Origin of the sequence: Pseudomonas sp. RW3S2 (assembly GCF_014268955.1) — a bacterium.
Lineage (GTDB): Bacteria > Pseudomonadota > Gammaproteobacteria > Pseudomonadales > Pseudomonadaceae > Aquipseudomonas > Aquipseudomonas wayambapalatensis.
In genome coordinates, this window is record NZ_JABWRM010000003.1 from 63,569 (window position 1) to 77,187 (window position 13,619).

The 13,619-nt window shown below is 61.1% G+C and carries 3 protein-coding genes; all 3 read right to left on the reverse strand.

The genetic code is table 11. The annotated features are described in order from the left end of the window. Positions 1-56: 56 nt before the first annotated feature. Entirely contained in the window at positions 57-5,207 is a 5,151-nt protein-coding gene (locus tag HU748_RS05595) for a SpvB/TcaC N-terminal domain-containing protein (RefSeq protein ID WP_186719599.1), read from the reverse strand. 217 nt (positions 5,208-5,424) lie between these two features. Further along, on the reverse strand, positions 5,425-9,027 hold the full coding sequence (locus HU748_RS05600) for a hypothetical protein (protein WP_186719601.1): 3,603 nt from the start codon (positions 9,025-9,027) through the stop codon (positions 5,425-5,427). After that, positions 9,017-13,615 (reverse strand): neuraminidase-like domain-containing protein, encoded by a 4,599-nt coding sequence (locus tag HU748_RS05605; protein ID WP_186719603.1) that lies wholly within the window; start codon positions 13,613-13,615, stop codon positions 9,017-9,019. The genes HU748_RS05600 and HU748_RS05605 overlap by 11 nt, the downstream gene beginning before the upstream one ends. Positions 13,616-13,619: the final 4 nt, after the last annotated feature.

Here is a 13,619-nt window from a genome sequence, read left to right on the forward strand (position 1 = left end):
CCCGCCAGCCCATCGGCACGTTGCTCGAGCCACATCGATGGCCCGAGGCCGGCGCCTCAATGCAAAGTACTGCGCGCCTTGAGCCGTGCCCGCTCGATGACCTCCTGCCAGGTATCGTTTTCGTCCTCCGATACCTTGAACCAGGGGTATACCTGCACGCGCTGCTCGTAGTTCGCCCACTCGCCTTCGACATCCTCGCCATTGGCGCGCACGATCCTGCATTGGCGGCCCAACGCATCGTAAAAATGCGTGTCGGCATAGATGCCTTCACGCGCACTGTCGTCGCTGACCCAGCGCCAGTCGTCGAGGTAGAACGGCAACCACATTCGAACCGCCTGCCCTTTGTTGTCGAACTCGGTCTTGCCGGTGACCGCCCAGCGCACCTCGGTGTGAGCCGACACCGCGTGCCCATCCTGATCCTGAGCAAGGCCTCCTTCCTCGGTACGCACGAACGCCTCGCCGCCCGGATTGAGGATGGCGACCTGCAACAACTGCGAGCCGCCTGTCAGCGACACCTGCACGCGCACCTGTTGCTCGGGATCGTTGTCATAACGGTCGGGCTGGATCTGGATCACATGGGGTGGCGTGCGCCCGGCCATGAACAGCTCGCCAGACACCTCTATGCCATCCCGACGCAAACGCTGCGCATCCCGCTGCCAGGCCAATGCACCGCAACGGCGGGTGCCCACGACACGACCATCGGCCTGCAGCGCCAAGGGCATCCAGCTGTCGACCACGGTGGTGAATGCCATGGCCACCGGCAACCCTTTTCTCTCGTTGAGGGCCACGGCCTGCTCGACCGTGCGAGGGGGCGTGAAGGCAGCATCGGGGGAGAAGCCGCTCATGACGGCTTCATCGCTGCCTGCCGGGGTTTCAGTACCATAGAAACGGGTATGCATCACCCGCCCCAGAGCATCGAGGCTGCTGGTGTGGGTGTTGTCATTGGCGTCCTTGATCTGCACTGGCTGCATGAAGCGCCAGTCATACACCTCGACAGTGGAGGTCAGACCGGCAGCATCGGTCACTTTGCACACGGCGATGTCATGGGCGCTGTACTGCAGTTGGCTGGGGCCAGTCACCGTGCTTTCCTGGACGGTGTCGGGCATCCAGAAATGCTCGGCGCCACGATACTCCGAAATGCCGTGGTGGCCGCAGTACGCCTCTTCGACTGGCGGCGACCACGGAATCGACGGCGCGCCTGTATCGGAGGGATCGTGCGGCTCGGCCAGTTCTTCGGCATCCTCCGGTCGGCTCATGGCGACATAGCCGCCACGCTTGAGCAGCTCGGTCAGGGATTCGGCCTGCACCCGGGTGTCCAGCAAGTGCTGGACGTCTACCAACCATGCCTGGAGCTGGACTGGGTGGGTTGGATCACCACCGCGCATCGCAAGGTTGGCCAGCACGACTCGCCAGAACACGCTGTCAGCACCGGTCACGCCCAGTCCGTCCGCCACTGCGCCATGCAGGCGCTGCAGATCCGCACTGCCTTGCGCCTGGCCGGCGAACCATGCCACCACCGCTGGCAGGGCCGCATCGGCCACACGGCTCTGCTTGCGCAACGCCGCCTGCAAGCCCTCCGGCAACACCGCAGCGTCGGCCTGGTACAGCCGCTCGCGCAAGGCATCCACCGAAATCACGGTCTTGAGCGCTGCGCGCAGAATCCCGAGCGCCTGCTCGTCCTGGGGCGAGCACTGCAGATAAGCCATCAGCAGTGAGTACGAGGTCGCAACCGCCGTCACGTGCGGCAGGCGATCGCGCACCCGGCGCAGCACAGCCGGGTCGGCATTCGGGTTGGCCAGCGCCTGCTCCACCAGATTGCCCAAGGTCTGCTCGAAGGTCGGCCGCAGGACATCCAGTGAAGCCTTGTCGAGCATCGCCGTGCGGGTATAGGCCAGCAGTGCCTGACGCGAAGGGACCGTCGCGGCGCCTGAGCCATCGGCTTGCCGCCAGATCGCCTTCTCGTAGCCGACCAGCGTCGTCCTCTGCGGATCGGCCATCAGCAGTTCATCCACTGCCAGGTTCTCTACACTGAAACCGTCCATGGGCACGTCGCTGGCCGCCAGCTTGATCACATCCCGGCGCGTGCCATCCGCCAGACCGATGACAAAGTCATCGCCACGGACCAGATTGTGCACGCGGGAGCGGGTCAGATTGACCCAACAGTCGTACTGCTGCTCATCGCAACTTGCCTCGATCAAGCCCGCCGGCAAGCTGTCGGGATAGATCTGCCGCTCACCCTCCTCCTTGACCAGGTCCGCCTCGCGCAACTGACGCGGATAGTTGACGACAGCGCTTTGCAGCACGTTGCCATACAAGTCCTGGGCGAGAACAAGCGTCTGGGCGACCACCGGGTCCTGCGGCACCCGTTCGCAGCTGAATGCCAGCTGCTGGACCGGCGTCACCAGCGCACTCGGTCGCTGAGGATCGGCACTGGCCAAGGCCCGGATCTGCAGGCGCGAGCGCTCGAGGCTGTAGGGGTTGCCGGCACGCGGATGGCCGTCTTCCCCGTACACCTCACTGCGCATGACCTGGCCACGGACCGCGCGGTACAACCAGGCGCGCAGCGCCCCCGTTACCTCGAGCGCCTCCTCTGCATCGTCACGCCATTGGGTGAAACGCGGTGGAGCCTGAGGGAATCGGGCATCCATGTCGACAAAGGCGTCGTCAGCCACCGCATCGAGCGCCTCCACCCCAGTGTAGAACCAGGTGCAGGTACGCGAGGGCGGCGACAGATGGGCGGCCATCGACCGGACCATGTCATGGGTGTCGGTCTGGATCAGGCGCCTGAACCCGGCAAATTCACGTTCGCGGCCATCCCACACGCCGCCGAGATAGGTGGTCTCGCGACCCATGCACAAACCGGTAATTTCATTGATCGTCGTGATCCGGCTCACGGTATGGACCGGGAACGGCAAGTAGCTGACCGGCGTCTGGCCGCGGGCCAGTTGCTCGGCCTTTTCGTCGAGCCAGGCCTGGGCCGAGCTGCGGTACTGCAACTCGGTGCGGTTGCCGATGTTGTCGACGATGGTCGACAGCAACCACGGCCGGTGGTCGTTGAAGCGGTACAGCCAACTGCGGGGTGTTTTTTCAGGGCCATGGCCCGGCACCGTCACCAGCAAGTCGGCAGTCCCCTGGCCACGGATGTCGGCCACCTGCAGCTGGGCTTCACTGTCCAGCGTCACCCCCTGCGGCATCTCGATCGCAGGCCCCTCGACGAAACGGTTGCCGCACTGGCTGATGAACACACGGATACGGGCGGGTTCCAGGTAAAGGATATCGGTGGTGCCCGCACCGTCGGTATCGGCGAGGAACACCCGCGAGGCGTTGAAATCCTCCACCTTGAAACCCGGGATACTGATGGCCTCGTCGAACCGGCCATAGCCCAGGGACGGCCAGAGCGTCACACTGTCGCCAGTGATGCGCAGCAGGTGCGACTGGCCACTGCCGGCAGGATCGGCGAAGGCGACCAGTTGCCGGTCGGCCCCATCCAGTGATGGCAGCGCTTCGCGCCCTGCGTACTCTGCAGTGACCGCCGCCAGCCAGCCGTCGGCGCCTGCGGAGGGATATAGCCGTACGCTCCGTGGGCCGAGGGCGCGCAGCATGACCACATCGGAGCGGCCATCGCCGGTGAGATCAGTCATCTGCGCAGCCTGATGGCCATACTCGCTGGGCAAGCCCAACAGCGGTTTCCACGCCCCCCAGATACCGTCGGGCGCCAGCGTGAAACTGCCACGCATTCCCGATTCGGTGATCAACCACTCGGGGCGGCCATCGCCATCCAGGTCGGTCAGGCTGCCGGTGCTATCGGCCGGACGCTTGGGCAAGAGCTGCGGCGCCCCCCAGATGATCGCATCCTGCGCCGCGCCTCGGGCCTTGTCCGGGCGCATCGGCGGCCGGTAATGCCAGGCGCCCCGATCCCTGTACAACAGCCCTGGCACGCCTTCACCCTGCAAGTCGGCCATCTGCCATGCAGGGGCCCAGAAGCCGTCGAGCGCTGGCACCGCTTCCCAACCGGGCGTAGCTCTGCCAGGTCGGGTCAGCTCGAACTCCATCGGCGGCAAGCGACAGTCGGATACGCTCGACAGTTGTTGCACCGACACCAGAATGCTGCAGACCGGGCCGCTGTCGTACTGCAGGTGCAGCCGTGCCACCAGCTCTGGCGTGTCGTCGGCCTCGCCGTTCATGCGTGCGGTGCGGTGCCAGAGCAGCACATCACGGCACAGCCGGCGGATGCGCACGTTGAACCCATAGCGCCAGAACGAATGGCAGTCGTCGCGCACCGGCCAATCCTGCTCCGGCGCAAGCCCAGGCACCCGCTCGGGATCGGCGCCGCGCTCGCCATAGTCGAATTGGGTGAAGGTGAGAAAATCCGTCTCGTCGAAGCCGTCCTGGGGAATCAGCAGCGCCTGCGAAGGCGTGGCGTTCATGGCATAGACAGTATCGGCATAGAGGTTGGCGACCTGCGGGTGGGCCTTGAGCTCCTGGTCGCTGCAGCCTTTGTCGTCTTCGGCGCGATAGCGGTACACCAGGTGCTCGCCACGGGCCGAAACGCGCTCCTCCAGGTACCAGCCCGCCACACGTTCAGGGGCTGCGGGATCGTGCAGACGTGCAGAGGCCGACCAGCCGAACAACGAAAGGCTGCCATCGGGCTGCCAGTGCAGCCAGAAACCAGGGTCAGCCGCAGCGCCTTTGACGACCCAATGCTCAAGACGCTGCGATGGCGCGCCGCTGCGCAGGCACCAAGGGGTGACGCTGTAGGTCTCACCACCAGAGGCCTCGGCGAACGGCAAGGCTGTGCGGTCATGGGGTGCACCGGCCTTGAGGATTTCCTCCCCGGACGGGCCGACCATTCGGTCGTTGCCGTCGTATTTAGGGAAACCGAAGCGGGTCATGCAGAAGATCGCCGGCAGGTCGCAATCCCAGCCGGCGCCGAAGGCGCTGTTACCGCCGCCAGAGGAGTAGTACAACGCCAGTTCCGCCGACAGCGCACGACCAGCCGGCGATGGCAGGGGCATTTGCCAACCCGCCGCACCGTCCGGGCCACCCGCCGAGAGCATGCCGCCACCGACCGAGACCGTGCCACCGCCCTTGGGCAGGGCTGGGGGGGTGTAGAAGGGAGCGCCGCCCTCTTCCCTCGCGGACGCGGGGGCCTGACCCGAAGCAGCAGCCTGGTTTTCGTGTGAATACCCATCCAATGAGTCGGGCATGAGCCCCTCCTGTGACCAGTTCCAATCTACTTATGTATGACGCGCAGCATTAAACTGCACAGTCACTTCAGAACTCCCGACCGCCCATAACCCAAAGGCGAGCTGTTTAGCAATGCCTACAAAACATCACGTAACCAAGACAACAATACGGCATCGAGCGCTCGTCACGTGTCAAAACACTCAGGGCGGCTTTTGCAAAGACACCTTAAGCGAATCGTTATAACGGTACGCCATATGGCACGTTAACCGGGCATGGGAAGTCGTCTCCTCCAACGGTCAGCACCGAGACCGTTCTCGAAATAGGGCCCAGGTTCCACAATAGAGCTGAGGCACCTTTCAGCTCCCTAGCCACTTTGAATCCTGGATCTGGCACGAACCCTGGATCTGACTTGTTAGTCCACAACGATAATGAATACGACTTATCGGCAATGGGACTACCCTTAACAGCGGTGACAATAAGAATCATGTCCCCTTCGGATGACGCGATTCTAATTCTTAACTCTTTCGCACCGGTGTTGGACAGCATCAAAGACGGCACGAGCGTTATCGGGGTATCGAAGCCGTCGACATAAACTTTCAAGTTGAAATAACCACTGGCCTCCCGGCCTCGCGTGTTCCAACTCACCCCTGCCTCTGAAAGTCTAATTTTTGAGCCGAACTCGGGCACTGACCCCATGTCGCCCTCTTTCAGCGTCTGCGGAATAAATTCCATGCTCGCCGATAGCCTGGCATCAACCAACGGACTTCCCGCCTTGGCCTTCAATGTGAATGACAGATACTCCTCGCGATAGACTACCGTGGGGTCAGGCAGGAAATGAGGTGTATAAGTCACCTCCGCTTCATCTGCCAACTTGCTGGATAACAACACACATGTCGGAATTGTCAGAACGGTCGAAAAACCCGCGATATGAAAAGCCAAGCCGAATTTCCCACTGAGGTCGCCCCCGGTCACCTCCCACTCCAGCCCCTCTGCAGGCATCACTCTTGACACACTAAAATCGGGAGCGGCCGATACATCCCCTTCCTTCACAGTGTCAGCGGAGAGTGTCATCCGTACCTCTTGCTTCAGGTTTGCCAGAGGGCTATCAGGCTTGGGCGCGATCCTGACGGTCTGGCTCACCAAACGCCGAAACACCAACAGGTCGAAGATCAGGCGGCCGCCTACCCTCACATCCACTTCATCTCTCAGGTCTTGCGACAAAGCAATGCCCAACTTCACCGTCAGGGGTGTTGCAAACGCGTCTGTATGAATGGTCAAGCCGAATGTGCCAGAGACTTTGGCGGACAAAGTCCAGGCCAGTCCTGGAATGGATATCGGTCGTTTTTCTTTGTAAGTCGGAAGCGAAATCAGTTGCGCCTGGGGCAAACTGCCTTCGACGTACTCGATCCACGCTTCGCTCAGAAATTCGCGTTCTAGCGGACTGCCCATTTTCGGCACGATAGCCAGCTTGTGCTCTGCGTTGGAGAGAATAGCCAGCGGCTCAACCAGAGGCACCAGATCCAGCAACACGTCGAACTCATCCTCCATACGTAGCGACAGCAGCCAGCAACTGCCCGTGATCAAGGGCGTCGAGAAACCCGGCACTTGGATGGCCAACCCGAACACACCGCTTGCCTGCTTGCCCATCATCTCCCATCGCAACGCCCCCTCCGAGAACCCCTGCTCAACCTCGTAATTCGGGTGGGCCTCCATGTCCTCCGGCACCAGGTCATCGCCCACAAACGTCAACTTGGCCTTCAAACCGCTTTCAGCCAAGGGGCTTCCGGCTTTTGGCTTGACCTCGACGTAGGACGGCACCATGCGCCGGAATATCCAGGTCGATTCGTCCGTTCCACGCTCATCGTCATAGACCAGCTCGGCTTCGTCGGTCAGTGCTCGCGACATCAGCAAGCACGTGTCGACGACCATCGGTTCGTCAAAGCCCTGCATGTGCACCTGCACCCCAAAGGTGCCACTCACCTGCGCACCGGTCAGTGTCCAGCTCAACCCGTCTTCCAACATCGCCCGCCGCTCACCGTAATTGGGCGCGGCAACGACACTGGCCGGTTTCAGGCTGCCGTCGGTGAAGGTCAGCCAGGCTTCTGTTTTCATCTTCGCCAGCGGGCTGCCGGGCTTCAGGGTGACCTTCAGCGTCTGCGCATCGTCTCGCCAGAACAGCGCAGGGCTTACCGGCACAGCGTCTGCAAGCGTCAGCTCGATCTCTTCCTCGAGGTTGGGCGATAGGCGCAAGCCTTTGAGTGACAGGGGCAAAGTCAGCGTCGGCGTGACGACTTCGAGCGTGAAATGATCCCGCTCTACACCAGGCATGATGGTCCAACTGACACCAGCAGCAGTCATTTCCTGCGGTTCGCTCGGGCTGAAGGTGATGTCCAGCTGTGGTGTGCCTCCTGGCCAACCCAAGGCCACCTGTTCGCCTATGAAAAAGTTGTCCGCAGACTTGGGCTTCAAGGTCAACGTATGCTCGCCGACACTGCCCAGCACCAGGTTGACGTCATCGAAATCAGTGATTGGCCTGTCGTCGAACAACACATCGAACTGGGCCGACCACGGTGAGCGGGAGTACACAGGGATAGCATGTAGCTTGTCGCTTTCCGCGCCGAGGCCATCAACGCATCGGGCGCTGAGCTCTGCGGTGTAGAAGTCGACACCATCCTTCGGCTCAGGGGTGAACTCAAGCGTCGACTTGCCCTGCTCATCCGTTGGGACAGTCTTGTAGAGCACATCGTCGATGTACCAATCCACATCCTGACCAACGATCGTTCGCGCTGGCGCGACAAGGTTGCTCAGCGTTGCGGTCAACGTGGTACTGCTATTCCACTCCAGAACCGGCACCACGCCATCCCAGGCCACCTCGCTCACTTCATAGCGAAAATCCCCCAACTGCGCCTGGAGCTCATGCTTTTCGGCCCGCCAGTAACTACCCAGGCCCAGCGGTAGCGCGCCGGACATCACCTCCTGGGCGGCACTGGCACCCAAGCTCCAGGTACTGGTCCCGGCATCCGGTTGCGGATAACGATTCTCCTCGTCACTGTCGTCGATATTCAGCAACGGATTCGTTGTCAGCCCGTATGTCGTGGGCGGCGTATCGGCATTCCCCGGCCACAGCACGCTCAGCTTTTGCCCCTGCCAGGCATCGCTGACCTGCAGGCTGTACGTGGCGCCATGGCACAGTTTGAACGGCGGCTGGGGTTGCGGAGCAAGCGATGGCTGATCAGGCTCAGGCGACAGTAAAACCTTCCCTTCGAAGGGGGCTAGGTGCACTTCGGAAATGATGTTGCGCAGGCTCAGTTCATCCTGCCTCCCACCCGTGGGGGTTTCGAACGCCACGCGTATTGTCGAGATCCCCTGGGGTATGTCGATGAGCCTGGGCGTCAACGTATGCCAGGTAGGTTCAGCTTCGGGCTTGGGGTTTTGCTCGTCAGCCTGCCCGGTGGTCTCCGGATTCTTGAGCGCTTGCTCATGGATAACCTGGCCTTGCGCCCCCCCCGAGAGTGCGTAGACCTTGAGCCAGCAATTTTCGGTAAAGTACAGAACGTTGTACTGGCAGCCCAAGGCATAGCCCTGTGCAACCCCCTCGAGCAACGTGAAGTCCTGGTAGAGCCGACCCTCTCGGAAAAGTGAAAGGTACGTGCCGTCTCTGGCATCGTTTTCACGCAGCATGAAGCTGTCTTCGCCTTCGTAAATCCATAGCCCTTCGGAGCCAGCGCTTTGCGTTGGTTTCTGGATGAAGGGATCCTGAAGAAAATCATGCCCTTTGGTAAGGTCTTGCGCACGCGTCGAAATCGGCTGGATACCCTGTGCCTCATGGCTATTGCTCATGACTGTCTCCTGGTTGGACATGCCCTCGCCGGACCACACCAGCAAAACGTCCGGGCGCGTCTTCGGGCAACAACGCCTCGACTTGCTCCTCGAACAGTGCACCGCCATACAGCGCGAGGTAGCGCACCTCCATGACGATATCGCTCAGCCCTTGGAGCAGTTCGGTTTGCCGGGCAGCTCGCGGAAACTTCAGGTTCCAGTCGGAGACGGCGCCGGTGCCTTCGAACGGCAAGTAACGGTCATCGCTCTCGGGGGCCGTGACCAACCCGATATCCTGCGTAGCCGACGACAGGCAGACCTGTTGGCTGGGCCGCAAACTTCGCATGACGTAGCGCCCATCACCCTCACCCTGGTCAAGTTGCGGCGACAGGTACTTCACCCCTTCGATATCGGCTTTGGTCAACAATCGGCTCTGCGTCTGGGTCAGGGTGGCGCGGATGTCCTGGTAAGGCCCCAGCAACGCAGGTAGCGACAACGCCACACTGTGCAGGCGCCGCAGGTAATGCCCGGGGTAATCCTGGTTGAACAGCGTTTCACTCAGGCTGAAATCCAGTTCGCCGTTCTCGACCAGCGTCTCGAGCAGCGCCGGCCAGTCGCCAAGTGCAGCCCCTTTCTTGTCAAATACCTGGCCCTGTTCGATCAGTGCACGCAGCGACACGGTCTTGCGCAGCTCCAGATGACGCTCGTTGCGCAACAAGGCTTCGGCTTCCAGGCGATGCAGGTCCAGGCGCAGTTCGCCTGCGGCATTGAGGCCATGCCGATCTGCCTGCCAGACCGAGGCACGCACGATGCGTTTGTCATAGTTGCCCGTCTCGTACTGCCAGCAAGCTTCGGCACTGTTGCACAAGCCCACCGCGACATCGAACAACGTCGCATGCCAGGCGGTCACCTGCGACCTCAGCCAGCGATACAGCGATACGTTGGTCGATTTGCTCTGGTAGAAGGCGTACATCTGCTGGGCCTGGTCCAGCACCTTGCGGCTGTGATCGAGCGAGTTCCTGGCGGCCTGGGTTGCGCAGGCCTGGGCCTTGACCTGCTCGGCGATGACATCGATATCCTTGCTGGCCAAGGTGGCCTGCAACTGCCATTCCTGTCGGCGACGCTTGTAGGTCGACGTCTCGCGCATGATGTCACCGGAGATCTGCAATGCACTCCCCGCCAGGAACAGCAACTGAGCACCGCTCATGATGGGGGCGGTCGTATCCCCCCTGTCCTGCGCCATTCCGAAGATCCTGGGCGCCATCTGTGTCGCGTAGTAGGCGCTCAATGCGCTGGAACCCCCGCTATTGATAGCCCCACCTGCGTGATGGGCAACCATTGCCGAGATTTCCAGAACAGACATGTCTTGGCTGACCAGCTCGGTATAGTGCGCGTATCGAGTCTGGGCGGCGAGCGCTTGCTTGGACAATACCCCTTCCTGCTGCTCCTGCTGCTCGAGCAACTGCTCCTGGATGGCAATGGTGTATCCGGCGATCTCGGCGGCGTGCTGGTATTGCAACGCTTCAAGCCCGGTGCGCTCCTCCTGCTCCATGAGGCCACGCAGTTGCTCGGAGAACGGGGTCAGGGTCGCCACCACCTCATGAGCCTTGGCGATCAGGGTACGGAAACGATACGGCGGCACCACCGTGCGCTGGCCCATCAGGTGCGACAGGTTGGTACCGCCCCCCATGCGTGCCATCAGCAAGTCGAACGGGTTCGCAGCCGGTGCATACAGTGGCAGCACCATGGGTCGTCCGTCGAGGGTCAGGAAGTGCCGCAGGTTGTAGAAGCGCTCCGCCAGCAATTGCCAGAGGTCCAGCAACTGCCGATTGACCGGCAAGCGGAAGGCCGGATGTGCCGCCACTCCAGCCCAGAAGAAGGTCGACAGCTGCTTGGGCAAGTTGGCCGGGACAATGTCCTGGCCACTATCCGCCAACAGCATGTCGGTCGGCTCGACAGCCAGTACCTCGCTGACCGTTTTCGGTTGCCAGGTATTGATTGCCCGCGCATCCGGCACCTCTCCCATGAGGTCCGCGGCCATGCGGTACAACAGCCAGGCGTGGGCCAGGCCGTCGCGGGTCTGGTAGCGATAGTGCTGGTCGGCTTCGCCGATCAGCATGTTCACGTACTGCACGAACACGGCCTTGCGATAATGCGACGGCGCGCGCAGCGCGATGACATGCGGCTCGATCAGCTCGTGGTCGAGCCCTGCCGCCTGAGTGTCATCCTGAAGCAACCAAGCGCAGTTCCAGTAGTCAGGGCCGGGGATCGCCCTGGGCGGCTGCTTCTGGTAGGGGTTGAAGATCAACCCCAGCCAGCGCCGGGCATCGGCGAAGCGTTCCTCTTCCTGCAGACGCGATGCGATCAGATGGGGGACATGGAAGAACAACTCACGCAGGTAGCTGCCATAGGCATCGAACATGTGCAGCAACGGGTCCGCCGCACTTGGCTGCCACCCCTGATACACCGCGCCGGCCAGCTGCTTGCGGTATGCCGGCTCCTGCCGGTGCTGCGCATCCCAGGCGAACACGGCCTGGGGCGAGGCTTCGGCGCGATTGATCAAATCGGAAACATGCTGGGAGTTCAGCCGCACGGTCAAGGGCGCGCTGGCGCCACCGATGGCATTGAACACGAGGAAGTCGGTACCGTCGGACTGTTGGTGAATATATGGAATCGTTGTATCGGCCAGGCTCGAGGTGGCGCCCCAGGTCACCGTGAAGGTGGCGGGCGCTTCACCAGCGGCGGTAACTTCGAAGATTGCCGAGCCCGTTAGAGGAATGTCCTCCAGACGGCTCCAGGTGCTGACGGCATGCTTATTGAGAACCCAGGGCCCCGACCAGCATGTTGTCGATTTATCGCCTTGCCGATGTAGGAGTTCCACTTTCGGCAAACGGATACTTTCAACAGTCCCATTGACTCGGTTTCGCGTGCTCTGCAGCGGCAGGCCCGACGCTTCATCGATAATGACCGTGAAACCCATGCCTTCACGGATGTACTCCTTGGAGAGTGGACGCGAAAGTTCCGGTAACGCGAAATTTGTCATACCCGAAAACATGTTGGGGTACCACGTTCCAGTAAAATCGGACCGTTTCATTACCGCCAGGGTCTTACCATCATGCTGGATTGTGATGGACTCAAAGTTCGGGGCACCATGCGTGACGGCGATAAAATTAAGTTGCGTTTCGCCTCGTGATTCAATGGCGTATAGTCGGAAATCCACGTAAAGACCGTAGTAATCCCAACCAATTTCGTCAAACAACAGGGCCAATGTCTGAAAACGCATGCGCAACTCGCTGGAGCGTGCACGTACTCGCAGTGAAGGCGCCGTCGGGCCCTGCTCGAGTACAGCATCGAGTGCAATATGAGGGTTGCCACTCGGCTTGATGCTTTTCACCGCAGCATCGACCGCTGCAATACGCTGCGAAAAGGCCAAGCGGCTCGCGCTACCTGTGAATCGTCGAGAAAGGGCTGCGCTGTTGATAGGATCGATAGCGGGTGCGGTCCCACGTTTCAAGACATCCCGTTGAAGGCTGAATCTCTCCTCCCAGGCGTCAGTGTCCGACGTATCGTGAACAGCAACGAACAGTTGATCGTCATCCCCGTTCACGCGCCCAAGCGCAACCGCCATCACCCTGAAATGTTTCACTTTAGAGGGTATCTGCGACGAGTCGTCAGAACCGGTAACCTCGACGTCGTGCTGCCACAGTCGCTCCGGCGTAGTCCACTGGTTATCGAGCCCAAGGTGAATGATGTCCAAGGTCAGCGCATACGAACGCTTGTTGCTTTCTTCACCATTCGCACCGAGGACCTTTGTCGGTGCAGTGAAGTACCACCAGATCACGTGCAACCGACCACCGAACAACACCGGACACATCTGCAACATTGTCGTGCCCGGCGGAATGCTCACCGGTTTCCATTCCGACCACGCATCGGGCTGGATATAAGTGGAGGCCTGGTCCAGACGTACCTGGACCTTGCGCCAGTAATAGGCGCAGGGCGAGGCATTGTCCTTGCCCAGCAAGTAGTAATCGGCGTTGGCGTAGGCATACCCTGGGAACTGGTCGGCATCACGGTGCCCGTCGCGATAGTCGATGTAACCGGCCTGGACCCGGATGTTGTTCAGAAACTCATAACCCTTCAGATAGTTCAGCAGCGCCTTCTGAACACCCGCATCATCGATTCGTCCCTGCGCCAGGTCGTTCTCGAGGGTCTTGAACAGCTCCGTCTTGTCCAGACGCAGTTCGGCACGGATATAGTTTTCCGGGTAGTCCTCCATCATCTGGTAGGCCGCCCATAACGAGTAGGTCGACATGGCCTGCTGCCAGAAAAGAGTCAACTCGGGGGCGAAATCCTTGCCGTAGCCCTGTTCGATATTGTTGAGGATCGCGTTGACGTAGGTCTGGACACAGGCGATTGCCTCGGCCAACGCGGACGTGGTGACCTTGGCGCTGACCTGGGTGTCGGTCATCAGGTAACGGTCCAGGTGATCGGCCGTCATCATGCTCAGGCTACCGGCCTGCAGCTTGTCCGGTAGTACGTGGTGAATGGCATAGGCACTCAGCGCGTCGCGCCATTGTTCCGCGAGTTGTTGGCTCAATTCAGTCTTCATATGG